General features: G+C 68.3%; 21 protein-coding genes. 13 read left to right on the top strand and 8 right to left on the bottom strand.

The window, feature by feature from the left end; genetic code table 11:
* Positions 1-95: 95 nt before the first annotated feature.
* Positions 96-473: a hypothetical protein gene (locus tag VEY12_04765; protein HYM39444.1), complete on the bottom strand. Its 378-nt coding sequence runs from the start codon at positions 471-473 to the stop codon at positions 96-98.
* Between the two features lie 130 nt (positions 474-603).
* On the opposite strand from VEY12_04765, the gene VEY12_04760 reads away from it, so the two are divergent.
* On the top strand, positions 604-1,197 hold the full coding sequence (locus VEY12_04760) for a GNAT family protein (GenBank protein ID HYM39443.1): 594 nt from the start codon (positions 604-606) through the stop codon (positions 1,195-1,197).
* Positions 1,198-1,222: 25 nt separating this feature from the next.
* Complete coding sequence (locus VEY12_04755; protein ID HYM39442.1) at positions 1,223-1,840, top strand: HemK2/MTQ2 family protein methyltransferase; 618 nt, start codon at positions 1,223-1,225, stop codon at positions 1,838-1,840.
* Here VEY12_04755 and VEY12_04750 read toward each other — a convergent pair.
* Positions 1,773-2,972 (bottom strand): amidohydrolase family protein, encoded by a 1,200-nt coding sequence (locus VEY12_04750; protein ID HYM39441.1) that lies wholly within the window; start codon positions 2,970-2,972, stop codon positions 1,773-1,775. The two genes, VEY12_04755 and VEY12_04750, sit on opposite strands and share 68 nt — an antisense overlap.
* Before the next feature lie 143 nt (positions 2,973-3,115).
* Here VEY12_04750 and VEY12_04745 point away from each other — a divergent pair, with 143 nt between their 5' ends.
* Positions 3,116-3,481 carry a potassium channel family protein gene (locus VEY12_04745; GenBank protein ID HYM39440.1) on the top strand — a complete coding sequence of 122 codons (366 nt, stop codon included), beginning with the start codon at positions 3,116-3,118 and terminating at the stop codon, positions 3,479-3,481.
* Here VEY12_04745 and VEY12_04740 read toward each other — a convergent pair.
* The 3 genes from VEY12_04740 to VEY12_04730 are packed head-to-tail and all read right to left on the bottom strand — an operon-like array spanning position 3,478 to position 5,358.
* Positions 3,478-4,053, bottom strand: coding sequence for an MOSC domain-containing protein (locus tag VEY12_04740; protein HYM39439.1), 576 nt, complete (start codon positions 4,051-4,053; stop codon positions 3,478-3,480). The two genes, VEY12_04745 and VEY12_04740, sit on opposite strands and share 4 nt — an antisense overlap.
* Entirely contained in the window at positions 4,050-5,024 is a 975-nt protein-coding gene (locus VEY12_04735) for an NAD-dependent epimerase/dehydratase family protein (protein ID HYM39438.1), read from the bottom strand. Before VEY12_04735 ends, VEY12_04740 begins: the two co-directional genes overlap by 4 nt.
* 22 nt (positions 5,025-5,046) lie before the next feature.
* Positions 5,047-5,358 carry a hypothetical protein gene (locus VEY12_04730; protein ID HYM39437.1) on the bottom strand — a complete coding sequence of 104 codons (312 nt, stop codon included), beginning with the start codon at positions 5,356-5,358 and terminating at the stop codon, positions 5,047-5,049.
* Positions 5,359-5,476: 118 nt separating this feature from the next.
* On the opposite strand from VEY12_04730, the gene VEY12_04725 reads away from it, so the two are divergent.
* Complete coding sequence (locus tag VEY12_04725; protein HYM39436.1) at positions 5,477-6,301, top strand: NAD(P)-dependent oxidoreductase; 825 nt, start codon at positions 5,477-5,479, stop codon at positions 6,299-6,301.
* Between the two features lie 18 nt (positions 6,302-6,319).
* On the opposite strand, the gene VEY12_04720 is transcribed toward VEY12_04725, so the two are convergent.
* A complete protein-coding gene (locus tag VEY12_04720) occupies positions 6,320-6,868 on the bottom strand; it encodes a Rab family GTPase (protein ID HYM39435.1) in 549 nt (182 codons plus the stop codon).
* Between the two features lie 154 nt (positions 6,869-7,022).
* Here VEY12_04720 and VEY12_04715 point away from each other — a divergent pair, with 154 nt between their 5' ends.
* The 5 genes from VEY12_04715 to VEY12_04695 all read left to right on the top strand — a co-directional run bounded on the left by VEY12_04715 (position 7,023) and on the right by VEY12_04695 (position 11,651).
* Positions 7,023-7,316: a tetratricopeptide repeat protein gene (locus tag VEY12_04715; GenBank protein HYM39434.1), complete on the top strand. Its 294-nt coding sequence runs from the start codon at positions 7,023-7,025 to the stop codon at positions 7,314-7,316.
* Between the two features lie 76 nt (positions 7,317-7,392).
* Positions 7,393-8,577: a methylated-DNA--[protein]-cysteine S-methyltransferase gene (locus tag VEY12_04710; protein HYM39433.1), complete on the top strand. Its 1,185-nt coding sequence runs from the start codon at positions 7,393-7,395 to the stop codon at positions 8,575-8,577.
* Positions 8,578-9,292: 715 nt separating this feature from the next.
* Positions 9,293-9,439, top strand: coding sequence for a hypothetical protein (locus tag VEY12_04705; GenBank protein ID HYM39432.1), 147 nt, complete (start codon positions 9,293-9,295; stop codon positions 9,437-9,439).
* An 89-nt stretch (positions 9,440-9,528) separates the two neighbouring features.
* Positions 9,529-10,659, top strand: a complete 1,131-nt coding sequence (locus tag VEY12_04700) for an aminotransferase class I/II-fold pyridoxal phosphate-dependent enzyme (protein HYM39431.1) — start codon at positions 9,529-9,531, stop codon at positions 10,657-10,659.
* Positions 10,660-10,661: 2 nt separating this feature from the next.
* Positions 10,662-11,651, top strand: coding sequence for an ornithine cyclodeaminase family protein (locus VEY12_04695; GenBank protein ID HYM39430.1), 990 nt, complete (start codon positions 10,662-10,664; stop codon positions 11,649-11,651).
* 6 nt (positions 11,652-11,657) lie between these two features.
* On the opposite strand, the gene VEY12_04690 is transcribed toward VEY12_04695, so the two are convergent.
* The gene (locus tag VEY12_04690; GenBank protein HYM39429.1) at positions 11,658-13,016 is read right to left on the bottom strand and encodes an NAD(P)/FAD-dependent oxidoreductase; all 1,359 of its coding nucleotides are present in this window, start codon (positions 13,014-13,016) and stop codon (positions 11,658-11,660) included.
* Positions 13,017-13,145: 129 nt separating this feature from the next.
* Between VEY12_04690 and VEY12_04685 the strand changes: the two genes are divergently transcribed.
* The 4 genes from VEY12_04685 (at position 13,146) to VEY12_04670 (ending at position 15,439) form a co-directional block, all read left to right on the top strand.
* Positions 13,146-13,640, top strand: a complete 495-nt coding sequence (locus VEY12_04685) for a hypothetical protein (GenBank protein HYM39428.1) — start codon at positions 13,146-13,148, stop codon at positions 13,638-13,640.
* Positions 13,558-14,274, top strand: a complete 717-nt coding sequence (locus VEY12_04680) for a TetR family transcriptional regulator (protein ID HYM39427.1) — start codon at positions 13,558-13,560, stop codon at positions 14,272-14,274. Before VEY12_04685 ends, VEY12_04680 begins: the two co-directional genes overlap by 83 nt.
* A 119-nt stretch (positions 14,275-14,393) precedes the next feature.
* Entirely contained in the window at positions 14,394-15,230 is an 837-nt protein-coding gene (locus tag VEY12_04675; GenBank protein ID HYM39426.1) for a hypothetical protein, read from the top strand.
* An 86-nt stretch (positions 15,231-15,316) separates the two neighbouring features.
* Positions 15,317-15,439 carry a hypothetical protein gene (locus tag VEY12_04670; GenBank protein HYM39425.1) on the top strand — a complete coding sequence of 41 codons (123 nt, stop codon included), beginning with the start codon at positions 15,317-15,319 and terminating at the stop codon, positions 15,437-15,439.
* Between the two features lie 29 nt (positions 15,440-15,468).
* Here VEY12_04670 and VEY12_04665 read toward each other — a convergent pair whose 3' ends face one another.
* Complete coding sequence (locus tag VEY12_04665; protein ID HYM39424.1) at positions 15,469-15,588, bottom strand: hypothetical protein; 120 nt, start codon at positions 15,586-15,588, stop codon at positions 15,469-15,471.
* Between the last annotated feature and the right edge of the window lie 188 nt (positions 15,589-15,776).

Below are 15,776 nucleotides of genomic sequence, written 5' to 3'. Positions count from 1 at the left end.
ATGGCGGAATCGTTTCTCCTTGGGACGGGAATCCTTGGGCGGGCGCTCCTTGCGCTTCACGCACCCGAGGAGTTCGCGCGGCTAGATGAACCCGCTCATGCGGAACGCGGAGGTTCCGCACTCGCGGGCGGGGACCGGTGGTGGGGATGGAGCTTCTCGATTTCGTGGAGGACGGCTTCGAACTCCTTCTTCGCCTCCATCTCCGCCATCACCGTGATCATCCGAAGCCACATCGTCGGGTAGGCGATGATCCACACGGCGGAGGCCACGAGGATCGTGAGGACGGAGCTTGGCAGCAGGTTCTCCAGGCCTACCAGGCCCAGGAGGTTGCGGAGCACGACCTGGGTGGCGATGCTTGAGGCCGCCAAGAAGGAGACCAGCCGCAGCCACTTCACCCATCGATCGTGCATGGTCGCCTGGGCGACGTGGAACAGGCCGTGATACCAGCTCGCAAGTCTCTGGCCGCTCGCCATGCGGACGCGCTACCCGCGGCGGTTAATAAAGCGTTCCGCCTGAAAATCGTCGCTGAGGGCGACCACGGCCCCGCGGTTCCGGCATGCCGCGTGAAGCGTCTTATGGTCGCGGCTCCCTCCCGGAACTCCCATGGACCGTTCGGCCGCTCCGCCGCGCTCGCCGTTCCCCGCGCTCGAGACGGCACGGCTCGTCCTGCGGGAGATCACCCTCGACGACACGGCGTTCTGGCTCCGTCACTTCTCCGACCCCGAGATCGTCGAGATGACCGCGTTCGAACCGCCCGCGGACCGAGAGGCCGCGAAGGGCGAGCTCCTCCGGTACGCCGTGCACCCCTTCGAGCAGGGCACCGGAATCCGCTGGGGGATGGCCCTCCGCGGATCGCCCGAGCTCATCGGCACGCTGGGATACCACGGGTGGGTTCGGGAGGGCGGTGACCGGGCGCGGATGGGGTACGACCTGGCCCGCGAGCACCGCGGCCGAGGCCTGATGAGCGAGGCGATGCGGGCCGTCCTCGCGCACGGATTCGACAGGATGCGGCTGAACCGGGTCGAGGCCCTCATCGATCCCACGAACGGACCGTCCATCCGCCTCGTCGAGCGGCTCGGCTTTCGTCGGGAGGGCGTGCTGCGCGAGAACACGTACTTCCGGGGTCGGTTCATCGACGACGCGGTATACGCGCTCCTCGTGCGGGAGTGGCGCGGCGCTCTTTCCGCGAACCGCTAAGCCCACGGGGGACGCTGGCCGCACCGTGGAATTCGACCCGCGTCTCGTGATCGAGGAGCGTCCGGGCGTGTACCCGCCGAGCGAGGACTCCCGGCTGCTCCTCGAGGCCGTGTCGCTCGGGCACGGGGACCGGTTCCTGGAGATCGGCACGGGCACGGGACTCGTGGCCGTGCACGCGGCGCGACGGGTGCGGGCCGTGGCCACGGACGCGAACCCCGATGCCGTCGGGCTTGCCCGCGCAAACGCGCGCCGGAACCGGGTGGAGCTCGCGGTCGTCCGGACCGACCTCGCGGCCGGCGTGAGAGGACCCTTCGACGTAGTCGCGTTCAACCCGCCCTATCTGGACGGGCAGCCCCTCGACGCCCTGGACGGGGCCTGGGCTGGCGGTCAGCAGGGGAGCGAAGTCTCCCTACGTTTCCTGGCCGACCTTCCCCGGATCTTGGCCCGCAGCGGGCGCGCGTACCTCCTGCTCAGCCGCACCAACGCGGCGGCGCGGATAGAGGCGCGCAAGGCCTTTCGTGCGCGTGCGGTGGCCCGGCGGAGGCTGTTCTTCGAGGAGCTCGAGGTCCTCGAACTCACGCGCCGAGATCCTTCACAAGCTTCCCGGACTTCCAGATCATCCGGACGTTCTCGGGTTTCGTGAGGACGGACAGGTCCGAGACCGGGCTCTTCGCGAGCGCGAGGATGTCCGCGTCGTAGCCCTCCCGCAGCTGCCCCGATTTAGGGGCCTGTGCCCCCAGGGTCAGCGGCCCCGTGGCCGTGGCCGCCTCGATGGCCTGGAGCGGTTTCATGCCGGCCTCCTGGAGGTACGTGAGTTCGAACGCGTTCTGACCCCAATCCGCGTACCCCGTGACGCCGCTCGTGATGATGTCCGTGCCGACGGCGATGCGCACGCCCTTCCGGATCGCGAGGCGGAGCGCCTGTTCGTGGCGCCCGACCACGGGCACGATCTTCCGCAGGATGTACTCCGGCGATCCCATGGCTGCGGCCGACTTCGCGAGCCGGTCGATGATGAACCGGGTGGGCACCAAGATCGCATCCTTCTCCAGGAACAGGTCCGCCGCCTCCTCGTCGAGGTAGGTCCCGTGCTCGATCGTCCTGCAGCCGGCCTCGAGGGCCGCCAGGATGCCCGGCTTCCCATGGCAGTGGGCCGCCACGATCCGCTCCGCGCGGGTCGCCTCCTCGACGATCGCATGGAGTTCCTCCCGGGAGAACTCCTGGTGGATCGGAGAATCCACCTCGCTCGCCACGCCGCCCGAGGCGCAGATCTTGATCACGCGCGCGTTCAGGCGAAGCATGGACCGGACGGCCTTCAGGCACTCGGGGACACCGTCCGCGAGGGCGCTCAGCTGGGTGCGTTCGAGGACGTCGCGGGTGAACTCCAAGGGGAAGGAGTGGAGATCGCCGTGGCCGCCGGTCGGAGAAATCATGCCGCCCGCCGGGTAGACGTGGGGTCCCGGAATGCTCCCCTCGTCGATGGCTCGCGCGAGGAAGATCCCGAGGCCTCCGACCTCGCGCACGCTCGTGAACCCCGCCAGGAGGCCGCGAGCCGCGTCCGCCGTCACTCGGGCGGCCATGACTCCCACGGGCGTGCGCGCGCCGTCCTCGATGTTCGTGGTCCGTAGGCCCATGAGGTGCCCGTGACAATCCCACATCCCCGGCATGATGGCCGGGACGCGATGCGTCTTCATCCCCTGCGCCGGGTTTGGCGCGCTTTCGATCCCTCCGGCGTACGTGATCGTGGGTCCGTCGAAGACCACGCACGCGTTCCTCACGATCTCGCCATGGCCCGGGATGAGCACGTCGGCCTCGATCCGTTCCAAAGGGTTCCTCCCCCCGCCCCCGGAACCCGCGACGCGCGATAAGGCTTCGCCGCGATCGGCGAAGGCTCGTGCGCCGCGGCGGCTCGTCCGCGGACATGGCCCGCATCGTTGATTGGTGGTTCGATCGAGAGCTCGGCAGCACGGTCGTGCTGGGGTCCACGATTCTCATCCTGCTCTTGGTGCTCGGGGCGATCCTCGTCCGCGAGACCGAAGGATGGGGCTGGGTCGACTCCGCGTACTTCGCGATGACCGCGATCACGACGCTGGTCGCGCAGAACCTGGTGCCGCAGCACGAGATCACGAAGCTGTTCCCGATCGCCTGGCTGCCGATCGGCATCGGCGTAGGGTTCACCGTGCTGGCGTCCGTGGGCGCCCAGATTCGGGAGTCGCAGCGTCGACATTTCGAGCGAATCCGCCGGACGGTCGGAAGCCGCGGGAACCACGGCGACGGAGTCCGTTAGGGAGCCGAACCCGCTTCCCGCCGCCGCTCCGCTGCGAGGTCCGCGATCGTCGGAGCGGCGGTCATCCGCTCCAACGGCTCGATCGAATCTCCCGCGCCCACGTCGCCTCCTTGGACAACGCGCAGGTAGAACCCGGTCCGTCCGCTTGCCAGGAAGCGGTCGACGAGATCGTCCCGGCCCAGGCGGATGCCGAGTTTGAAGCAAGGGAACCGCGGCTTCGTCGCTGCAAGGATGGCCGTACCGATCCGGAACCGGTCGCCCACGTGGACCGAACTCTCGAGGGATCCCACGATCGTGAGGTTCTCCCCGAACGCGCCCCAGGGCAGGGCGGTCTCCGGCAGCGCGCTGCGCCAGAACGCGTAGTGCTCGCTTGGGTACGCGTAGACGGCCTTGAGCGGGCCCCCATGGACTTCGAGGTCCGCCTGCTCGTCTCCCTCGAGGCCGAGGGGTCCGACGCGGACCCGCCCCAGCACCGGTTCCTTGAAGATTCCCGTGCGGACGGTCCCGCCCTGCCACGAGACGGAGCGGCCGAGGGCGACGTTCACGGACACCACGCCCATCGCCGCGGTCAACGGCCCAGGACCTCCTTGTCGAACGTGAACTTGGGATGGCGGCCGCGATCGTGGGCGAGGTACCATGCGTACGCCTCGCCGAGGCCGACCGTGGGGTCGGTCGGGCGGAAGCCCAGGAGCCGGCGCGCCTTCTCGATGCTCACGGAGAAGTCGACCTCCGCATCGAGCGTGGCGCCGAAGTACATGGAGGATCCCATCGCGCTGCCTCCGAGCTCGTGGATTCTCTTCCGCGGCACGAAGGCCTTCTCCACGGGCGTGCCCGCCACGTGCGCGAGGCGATCAATGAACTCCGCGTACGTGAGCGGTTGGGCCTCCGCGATATTGAACGCCTCCCCCCTGGCCGCGGGATTCCCGAGGCATTCCGCGAGGGCCCACGCCACGTCCTTCGCGGCGGCCCACTGGAACAGGGTCCGCCCGTCGTCGGGCACGATGACGGGTCGGCCGGCCAGGATGCGATCCCAGAACCAGGCCTCGCGAGGGATGTTGTTCCAGGGGCCGTACACGTAAGGCGGCCGGATGATGGACACGTCGAACCGCCCTTGGCGGTGGGCGTCGAACAGGTAGTCTTCGGCGGCGATCTTGTCCTCGCTGTACGCGCCAAGCAACGGATCGCGCGGGCTATCCTCCCGCAGGGGCAAGGGACCGTCGCCGTAGACGGACACGGAACTCAGGTAGACGTACTTCCGAGCGTGGCCCTCGAGGGTGTCGGCGATGTACCCGATCTCCTTGGCTCCGGTCCGCGAGTCCCAGGCGTATGCGATGTCGATCACCGCGTCGAGCGCCTGGTCTCCAAGGGCATCGGCCACGGAAGTCCGGTCCAGCCGGTCCCCCAGGATTTCGCCGGCGCGATCGCCGAAGGGACTCGGCGTGGACCCTCGGTGGAACAAGGTGACCTGGTGCCCGCGATCCAACAGGGTCTGGACCGTGTGCCGGCCGATGAACCGCGTTCCGCCCACGACGAGGACGCGCACCGGCGGCGCAAACCCGTGCGTTTCACATCAAGGTTCCGAGCTTCGTCCGGATCGCGGCTTCGGTCACGGTCGGCAGGACCTCCCGGAACCACTCGAGCGCCTGGCGGCCGAGCTCCGGCAGGTCCTCGGTCGACCGGGAGAGGCGAGTCAGCGCGACCTCGATGGCATGGAAGGTCTCCGGCACGCGGTCGTCCGTTGCGACGATGTCCAGGTCGACGTCGGACCACTCGTCAAGACGATGGAACGCCGCGGCGCCCCCTTCCCACATCGCGTCGAGGAACGGAAGCGGTTCGAGGGTGGCCGCGAAGGTGGAGACGATTGTGTCGTGGGTCACTTGGGACGGACCGGGGATGCGGAACCCTTCGGGAGGGGCAGCGGGGGGCGACGGATGAAGGCGCGCGGGGATGCGGCTATATGCATCGGTGGACCTACCCTACGGCCCGGGGATCGACATGGAGACGCTTCGAGGAAAGACCCTCTTCATCACGGGCGGGAGTCGCGGGGTCGGCAAGGCCATCGCCCTCCGCGCCGCGCGCGATGGCGCGAACGTGGTCATCGCGGCGAAGACCGCGGAGCCGCACCCCAAGCTCCCGGGCACGGTCTACACCGCGGCGGAGGAGGTCGAGATGGCCGGGGGCCGCGCGCTCCCGGTCCCGACGGACATTCGGTTCGACGCGCAGGTTGAGGCCGCGGTCCAGAAGACGGTGGACCGGTTTGGCGGGGTCGACATCCTGGTCAACAACGCATCCGCGATTCATCTGGCGGGGACGCTGGACACTCCGATGAAGCGGTACGACCTCATGTTCGACATCAACGCGCGTGGTGCGTTCGTCTGCGCACGGGCGTGCCTCCCGCATCTGAAGCGGGCGTCCAACCCGCACGTGCTGAACCTCTCGCCTCCGCTCTCCCTGGAACCGCGATGGTTCGCTCCCCATGCGGCGTACACCTTGTCCAAGTACGCCATGAGCGCCTGGGTCCTCGGGATGGCGGAGGAGTTCCGCAAGGATGGCGTGGCGTTCAACGCCCTCTGGCCACGGACCACGATCGACACGGAGGCCATCCGGCTCATCCTGGGATCCGAGATGCGTCGCCGCTCGCGCAAACCGGAAATCCTCGCGGATGCCGCCCACGTGATCCTGACGCAGGACAGCCACACCTTCACGGGGCGATTCTGCATCGACGAGGATGTGCTCCGCGGTGCCGGTATCACGGATTTCTCCCGGTACCGCCACGAGGGCGTGTCCGAGGACGAGTTGATCCCGGACTACTTCCTCTGACCGGGGCCATGGCGGCGACTACCGGACCACGTACGCGCGGACGATCTGCGAGGCCAGATTTCGGAAAGCCGCCTCGACATTCTCGCCGGTCTTCGCGGAGGTCGAGAAGGAGGGACATTTCAGGGCGCTCGCCGCCGCCGCGATCTGGCCGGGCGTGACCGCTGCTTGGGCGGTCAGGTCGCTCTTGTTCGCGAGGAGGACCATGGGCACGGGACCCGTGATGTCGTGCACGGCCTTGACCCAGTCCGGGATCCCCTCCAGAGTGCTCTTCCGCGTGAGGTCCACCACGGCCAGGATGCCGCGCGCCCCGTGGAAGTAGGCCTCCTTCAGGAGTTCCCGGAACCCGGTCTGGCCCATGATGTCCCAGACGTTCAGCTCCACGGAGACGTCCACGCCCTTTTCAGGGACGCGGACGGGCTCGGCCTTCTTCGTGACCTTGGCTCCGAGGGTGAGCAGGTAGCGGTCGTCGAACTGATCCGTCACGTACCGCCGGATGAGCGAGGTCTTCCCGACGGCCTTGTCGCCGACGAGGACCACCTTGGCCATGACTCGGTGCGTATCGGGCATGGTCGCCTGCTTCGGAACGCTCCTGGCGACGGCGACTCTCCTCTTAATGCTTGCTTGACGGGTCTCCGGGAGCGGATTCACGCTCCGGGAACGTATCGCCGCCGATAGCCAAGCCCGCAAGTTCTAAGAACCCGGCACCGGTGGACCCGACTCGATGCGTGACAAGGACGTCGCGGAGAAGCTCCTCCTCATGGACCGCGATTTCGTGGAGGCGCTCCGGGTCCACCTCCGCGCGAACCCCAAGGACCACGACGCACTCGTCGCCCTCGGGCTGTTCCTACTCTCCCGCGGCGAAGCGCAGAAGGCGCTCGAGTGCTTCAACCGCGTGAGTCAGGTTGATCCGAAGTACCCCGCGATCTGGCGGTTCAAAGCCAAGGCCTTCGACGCCCTCGGGGACAAGGTCGCCGCGGAGGAGTGCCGCGTCCGCGGGAGCGACCCACGCTCGTGATTCTCGAAGCTCCTCGATCGGTTCCGACATTTGCCGGGCGAAGCCATATCCCCTGGGGACGCGTTGGCCGCGGGCCATGACCGCCTATCGCGTCTCGCTCCAGGCTCCAGCCAAGGGGCCCATTGCGGAGCTCACGAAGATTCATCCCGGACTCTGTGTGGAGGGCACGCCCGTGGGCAGCCTCCTGCTCCTGCGCCTCTCGGGGGACTCCCAGACCATTGACGACGCGGAGGAGACGCTCGCGACCCATATGGTCACGCGCCACGAGACCAAGGAGGCGGACGTTCTCACGCTCGTCGTGGAGGCGCCTCCCTCGGAAGCGGGCATCCTGGAACGCTCCGCCGCGGCGGGCGCGCTCGTCCTCCCGCCTCTCCGGTGGTGCGACTCCCAGGTCCTCGTTCGCCTCCTGCTGTTTGACGCGCTCCGGATGGACGTGCTCTCCGCGATCCTCCCGGGCGCCCAGCTCGAGTCCAAGAGCGTCCTGCATGGGAACGAGGTCGAGCGGGAGCTGCTCGCCTCGGGCCTGCTGCTGCCCTCCCTCACCCACCGCCAGGGACAGGCCGTCCTCGCGGCCCTCGAGGCAGGCTACTACGACGCCCCGCGGAAGGTGACCACGGGCGAGGTGGCCCAGGACCTCGGGATTGCGCGGAGCACCTTCGAGGAGCACCTGAAGGCGGCGGAATCCCAGCTCGTCCGGGCGCTCGCCCCCGTCGTCCGGATGCGGCTCCTCCAGGAGGAGCAGGGTTCGCAGGCCGCGGGAGCGGAGGCGCTCCATCTGTACGCGAAGTTCAGCGAGGACCTGGGCCTGTTCGTGAACATGACGGTCCGCGGTGACCGGATTGCCGCGGTGTCGCTCGATGCGAAACCGCCCAAGCTCCCGCACGGCGAGGACCATCCCTACCTGGCGCGGGTCCTCGATCACCTGGCCACGGGTCGCGACGATCTCCAGGACATCCCGCTCGACCTCGATGTGACCCCGTTCGAGAAGGAGGTCCTCGAGTGCCTCCGCACGGTCCCCCCGGGCGAAGTGGTCACGTACGGGGACCTGGCGCGGCTCATCGGGCGGCCGACGGCCTCGAGAGCCGTGGGCCAGGTCTGCGCGAAGAACCCGGCAATCTTGGTCGTTCCATGCCACCGCGTCGTGCCTGCCGCAGGCGGCGTGGGCAACTACGGCGGCGCCGGCGGTCCCGCGACCAAACGGAAGCTCCTCGAGAAGGAAGGCGCGCTTCCGAAGGTCGAGGGTCCCCGTCGTCGGGAGTGACCGCGCCGCGCCCTCCGACGATCCGATTTGCCCCGGCGTGTGACGGCCGTCCAGCGCAACCGGCACATGACGGCCGCAGGGGTAAGTGCCTCGGCAGATTGACGTGTGTCATGTTGTCTCTCCCTGGTCTGGGTGCAACCGACTACCGACTGAATGAACGCCGTATCTCCTCCGAGCTCCGAGCCTATCTGCGGGATGAATGGGGGTCCGACGCGGCTTAGGCCCGTTCGCTCGTGCATGCCGAGGCCGAGAAGCCTGGCGGTCGCCTTCGTCGCTGGGTCCGCGGTCTTGCTCCCATGCGCGAATTCACGCCGGGAAGACCGACTCCCGTGGTCCCACCCGGTCCCGCAAGGTGGAGTCCCGGCGCGCCGGTCGAGGCGTGTCCGCACGGGGTCTCCGAGGAACTCGGTTCCGCCGCGAGTGCCCAGTTCCTGACCTGCTCCGTCTGCGGCGCGGTTCTCGTAGTCCAAGGCGCGCGTGAATGGTGCATCGGTGCGCAGCCTGATTCCGCTGCCAATTCATCCGGCCGCCGACGGAGCGACGAGCTTATTCCGGTCCGTTCAGGCGAAGCCGGAGAAGCCTAAGCGCGTCGGCCCGGTTGGGGGCTGCGGACCGGTCCGCCTCTGTGCCAAAGGGGGATTCCGCTCCTGAAGGTCGGAAGTCCCACCCAATCATTAAGCCCCGGGCCGGGAGTGGCGGAGTCGAGGGATGCAGCATGGCTCGGGGTCGCAACTTCCCGCTCAGCGGCGAAACCTGGAAGGATCCCGAGGGCACGTTCAAGTCCGATTGGACTTCGGCTTGGCTGATCGGCGTCTTGGTCCTCCTCGCGCTTCTCGTCATTGTCTTCCTGATTTCACGCTAGGGCGACGCTTGGAGACTCGAACCGCCAACCCAGTTGTGCGGTGGAGAGAATCTTTAACGTTCCAGTCCGAATCCCTACCGGGGGTGCGCATGAAGATCCAGCCGTTCGAGATGGAGCGCTACCAGTCCGTGTACGAGTACGTGGTCGAGTACGACCTCGCCGAGAGCGGCGTGCACCCCTTCACCCTGCGCGAGCTCCTCGGATCCGATGAGGCCGTCGAGACGTTCCTCGACGTTCCGCTGGGCTACCCGCAATCCGAGGGCACGCCCGAGCTGCGGGAGACCGTGGCTGCGCTGTACCCGCACGCATCCCTGGACAACGTCCTCGTGATGAACGGTTCCTCAGAGGCCATCTTCACGTCCGCGTGGCGGCTCCTGGAGCGGGGCGATGACATCGTGGTCATGCAGCCGAACTACCAGCAGCTGTGGGGCCTCGCGAAGACCTGGGGCGTGAAGGCCAAGCCGCTGTGGCTCCGCGAGGACCTCGAATGGCAGTTCGACCCGGAGGATCTCAAGCGGCTCATCACGCCGAAGACGAAAGCCGTGCAGGTGTGCAACCCGAACAACCCCACGGGAGCGATCATGGCGGCGCCGCAGAGGAAGGCGCTGCTGGACGCCGTCGAGGACGCGGGCGCCTGGCTCCTCTCCGACGAGGTGTACCAGGGTGCGGAGCGCGAGGGCCGCCGGACGGAGACCCTGTGGAACGGGTACGAGAAGACCTTGGTCACGAACGGACTCAGCAAGGCCTATGGCCTCCCGGGGCTGCGGGTCGGCTGGCTCATCGGTCCCTCCGCGATGGTCGAGGAACTCATGGCGTACCACGACTACCTCACGCTCACTCCGACGATGCTTTCGGACCGCCTCGCGAGGCTCGTCCTTGCGAAGCGTCGGCGGGAGGAGGTCCTCGCCCGCACCCGCGAGATCCTCCAGAAGAACTACCCCGCGATCCGCGACTGGATCGACTCCCACGGGGCCGTCCTCTCCCATGTCCCGCCCGCGGCGGGCGCCATCTGCTATCTGCGGTACACGCTCAAGATGAATTCCACGGCCCTCGTGGAGCGCCTCCGGAAGGAGAAGTCCGTCCTGATTGTCCCGGGCGACATGTTCGGCATGGACGGCTACGTGCGGATCGGAATCGGGCCGCCGACGGACTACCTGCTTGCGGGTCTCGAGCGGTTCGATGAGCTCCTCCGAGACCTCAAGGCGACGAAAGCGAGGTGACCATGGTCGAGGTCCGCCTCCTGTTCGAGCCCGACATCCGCAAGCTGGCAGGGCCTGGGGAGGCGCTTGCGGCGGTCCGCGAGGCGTTCCGCAAGCTCGCCCGCGGCGAGGCGGTCCTCCCGGGCATCCTCGGCATCGACATCCCCGAGACGCGGACGGAGGCCCACGTGAAGGGCGCGTTCCTCAAGGGTTCGCCGTACTTCTCCGTGAAGACGGCATCCGGATCCTACGACAACCCGACCCGCGGCCTCCCGGTGAGCGGGGGCCTCGTCCTCGTCTTCGATGCCGCCACGGGCTTCCCGCGCGCGATCCTCTTCGACAACGGCTACCTCACGGACCTCCGCACGGGTGCGGCAGGGGCGCTCGCCGCGGACGTCCTCGCGAAGAGGGAGGTCGACCGTGTCGGGATCATCGGCGTGGGCACGCAGGCCCGGTACCAGCTCGCCGCCCTCCTCGGTGTGCGGCATCCGACCACGGTCCTTGCGTTCGGCCGGTCCACGGCGAAGGCCGCGGCGTACGCCCGGGAGGTGGAGTCTCGCCACGGCGTGCGGGTCACGGTCGCGCAGACCCTGGAGAAGGCGGTGCGCGGCTCCGACATCGTCATCACGGTCACGCCGTCCACCCAGCCGCTCGTGCAGGCGGAGTGGGTCCAGGACGGGACGCACATCACCGCGGTCGGTTCCGACGGTCCCGAGAAGCGGGAGCTCGATGTGCGCGTGCTCCAGAAGGCGGACAAGATCGTGGCGGACCGCCTCGAGCAGTGCCTCCGTCTCGGGGAGATTCACCACGCCGTCGAGGAAGGCGTCCTCGCCAAGGAGGACGTGTACGCGGAGCTCGGCGAGATCGTGGCGGGGGTGAAGCCGGGCAGGGAATCGGACGACGAAATCACGATCGCCGACCTCACGGGCGTCGGGGTCCAGGATGCGGCCGTGGCGAACCTCGTGGTGGAGGAAGCGTTCCGCCGGGGGCTTGGACAGGTCCTCGACGTCTGAACGACCTCACACGCCCTTCGCGCCGGACTCGGTCAGGAGCCGTCGATCCTCCAGGCTCCGACGCACTTCATGCGCAGCTCGCACCCCGGAGTCCAGGGCGCCGTGGACCGTGGCGTACTGCCCGGCGGCATGGGTGGATTCTCCCGCGAAGAAGAGGACGCCGTCCACGGGCTCCGCCAGAATCCGACGCTGCTCGGCGCCTCCGCCGATCTTTGGGAACGTGTAGCCCCCGCGAACATCCGGGTCGGCGGACCAGTCCACGTAGCGCGCCGCGATCAGGTGGGACTTCAGGTCGGCGCCGGGGATCATGGACTCCAGCTCGCGCACAACGGAGTCGACGACCTCGCGTTCCGTGCGACCGGAGAGCGCGAGAGCTCTCTGTCCTGACAGGAAGCCCTCGAGGACCAGGGGGAATTCCTTCCTCCCGTAGAACGGGAAGAAGAACCAGGAGCCCTGGGTCGAGGCCACGGACGTCGCCTTGCCGAGCACGCTGCGGCGGACGGTCGCGTCGAACACGAGCAGGATCTTGTCCGCATGACCGAACCCGATGGCTCGAATCGCGGCCCGTTTCCGCTCCGGGAGCCCCGGGCGGAACGCCAGGGCATCGGCCTGGAGGACACCTAGGGAGACGGTGACGACCGCGGCGGCCCCATCGAAGCTCTCCGGACCCGCTGGCCCGCGCGCCCTGACGTGAACTCCGTCCTTGGTCCACTCGATTGCCTCGACTCTCGTGCAGAGGCGGAGCGAGTCGCCGAATTCCTGAGCGCGCCGCTTCGCAACTTCCGCATACCCTTCCGGCACCTGGTAGTTCGCCCAGGGAAGGCCGAGGGACTCCACGTTCGCATCTTCCGCGAGGCCACGGACGCTGACGTCCTCGGGGTCTGCGGCGTTGATGCTCGCGTACATCGCGCCCACGAAGCGCTTCGCGGTGGGCAGGGCGTGCCGCTCCTCCAAGAAGCGGTCCAACGTGATGTCGGGGCCGTCGTAGCGCGCGATCGCCTTGGGGAACTTCCGGAGCGTTTGGAAGGACGAGCGGAGCGGCTCGAGACCGCTCAAGGCGACACCCAGGGAGCTTCGGAGCTTCCCCTTCAGGAAGAAGCGGGCCCCGCGGAACTCGGGTACCTTCTTCGCCGTGAGCCCGAATTCCTCCATCCACCGGAGCACGGAGGCATCGCTCCCGTGGACCATCATCGCGCCCCCCTCGACGGGATGTCCCGGTACCAGGTCGGACTCCGTGCGAACGCGTCCGCCCACGCGGTCCTTGGACTCCAGGAGCACGAGGGGAACGCCCGCCTGCCGCAGCGCGTGGGCGCATGCCAGGCCCGCGAAACCGGCGCCAACGATGATGACCTCGGGGCTCTCCACGGGTGACTCCCTCAGGGCGCCGACGGGAGCGCGTGGGATGCTAAGACGTCTCCTGTCCGCCGAACCGGGGTCCGGAACCTTGGTCGGAACGCGTGAGGTTTAAGTATGTAATTCAACATGTGTTGAATTATGACCGCTGGAATGGAGCACGGTGCGGTGTCCCCGCGCGGAAGCCGCTCGAGGTCTCGGATCGCACTGTGGGCGTGGACGCTCCTCGCCCTGCTCCTCGTCCAGAACATCCTGGGCATCTATCTCAACCTCTTCGTTGCCTTGCCCCCGTCCCATGATCTGGGCTCCCTGGTTGCTTCCTACGCCGCCTTGGCGGTGCACGTCCTCGTGGGCTTCCTGATTCTCGGGACCGGCGGCGTCGTGCTCTACTTGAGCGCCCGTTCGCGCCGCGCGGCCCTCTGGGTGCCTGCGTTGGTCGCCCTCGCGTCCGCCTTCCTCGCGTTCTCCACCGGGGTCGAGTTCACCGTAGGCGGTCAGGACAACCTCCTCTCCTTCGTGATGGAAGTGGCCTTCCTCGGAGTCGTCGCCGGAGATGTTCTGGTGCTGTACGTCGCGGGCGGAGCCCGGGCCCCGGATGCACCGGATTCGGTGCCTCGACCTTCCGCGGAGGAATAGGGTGGGCATCGTGGTCACGCGTCCGCGGGCGCGAGCTGCCAAGCGTGGCCGTCGGCCCAAGGGTCGGAGCGACCCGCGTCGGGATATTCTCCGCGCCGCGCTCCGGGAGTTTGCGCAGCGTGGGTTCGACCGGGCGACGGTTCGCGCAATCGCGGGAGCGGCCCGTGTGGACCCCGCGCTCGTCTACCACTACTTCCGATCCAAGGAGGGACTGTTCACGGAAGCCATGCGCTCCCAGATGGTCCCGCCCTCCGAATCCGAACTTCCTCCCGGAGAGCCCCGAACTCTACAAGCCGAGCGGGTGGTACATCTATTCCTGGAACGGTGGGGCGGGCGTGGGGAGGCCACGCCGCTCCTCGCGCTCCTCCGGTCCGCGGCCTCCGACCCGAAGGCCGCGACCCTCCTCCGTCACTTGTTCGCCCAACAGATCACGCCTCGCGTGGCTCCCGCCCTCCTCGATGACGATGTGGAGCTGCGGGTGGCCTTGATCGGCTCCACCCTGCTCGGTCTGGCCGTCCTCCGCCACATCCTCCGCCTGGAACCGCTGGCTTCGGCGTCCGTGGAGGACGTGGGCCGGTGGGTGGCGCCGGTCCTGACTCGGTACATGACCGAGGACCTCCGGCGGAAGGCGTAGGAGGTGCCGCGACGCCCCCCCTGCTCGTTGACCTTCTTCTCGTTGCGGTCGCGTTTCATCTCCTCCTCGCGGGGGCGGGGCTCGTCCGCATCGCGGTCCAGCTCCCGGCTCGCCGTGGGATGAGCCGCGTGGACCTCGCGCACTACTTCCGGGCCACGGACCTGAGCGCGGGGTTTCTCCTGTATCCGTTGCTGGGTGCCGGGGGCCCGATCGTCACCTGGGCCGCGCTCAGCCTCGCCGTAGGGGCGGGGACCCGGGCCGAGGTCGTCGTGCCTCTCGTCGCCGCCTCCATCCTGTCCCTGGCGCACATGGTGACCACGACCCGAGCCGCACCCGTGATGATGCAAATCGGGCGCACGGAGGATCGGGAGGAGGCCTTGGCACCCCTGATCGAGCGCTTCGCCCGCTGGTCGTGGCTCCGGACCGTGCTCCAGGCGTGCACCGCGGCCGCGCTCGTGTGGGTCTTGCGGACGGTCGCCCCGAGCTCGGTGGCCGCGTCCGAAATCCTCGTCGTCCTTCTCCTCGTTGCCTTGGGTCTTGAGTCCGTGCTCGCGGGAGCTGGTCTCGACCAGATCGTCGTCCACCTTCCAGCGCGCGTGAAGCTCGGGGATGCGGCCTACGCAGCCTACCTCCGGGCCGCGGACCTGCGGAGGGGCCGCCGGCTGGACCCCGTCCTCGGAGTGGGCAACCTCGCCGCGCTCCTGGTTTTGCTTGCCGCGACCGTTCTCGTCCCCCTTCCCTTCGCGCCGGAATCCCTGATCGTGGGAGCGGCGGTCGCGGGAGTCGGAGCGTTCTTGGCCACGCGGTCCGCGATGTCCGCGGCAAGGGTCTTGGTTTCGATGCCCCCGAGCCCATCCTACAAGGACGCGTTGGACCGCTTCGTGCGCAGCGCGCGGTGGCGCGCGCCTCTCCTGGTGTTCGCCTTCGCGTGTTTGCTCGTCGTCCTCGTCGCGTGACCGCGGGTTCTGCGCGCACCCGAAGCTCGCGGGGTCCGGATCGTGGGAAAAGGGTCTTCTAGCGCGGCGGTCGTCCTCCGGCTCGCATGGCCGCAGCTCCCGCGGAACGAACTCCGTCGGCAATCCTTCTCTTTCTGCGGAAGAACTGGAAGTGGCTCGTGATCGTGGTCGCCGCTGCGGTCCTGGTGATGATGGTGGCCTCGGACTGACGACCCCTCCCTTCCGCGGGTCGGAGGACTCAGGGTCCCTGGTGCTTCAGACGGTTGTACTCCCGTTGGGATGCGTGCTCGACGTATCCCTCACCCGCGAACACGGACACGAAGTGCCCCACGACGCCGATCCCCCAGCCCGCCGTGATGAGCCAAAACCACGGGTAGGTTCCCGGGCCGCTCGTCTCGATCGCGGGCAGGATCAGCGCGGCGCCGACGCCCTCCAGGAGCGACCAGCCGAACATCAACACGCCGAGACTCGGCGAGACCGCGGTGATGAACGACCCGCAGCCGTAGATCGCGCATCCGATCGCGAAGGCACGCTTACGGCCGATGA

The sequence above is a fragment of the Thermoplasmata archaeon genome, from assembly GCA_035632695.1.
Taxonomy (GTDB): domain Archaea; phylum Thermoplasmatota; class Thermoplasmata; order RBG-16-68-12; family RBG-16-68-12; genus RBG-16-68-12.
Note: the sequence above shows the minus strand (reverse complement) of the source record. Positions and strands in the feature narration are given on the sequence as shown.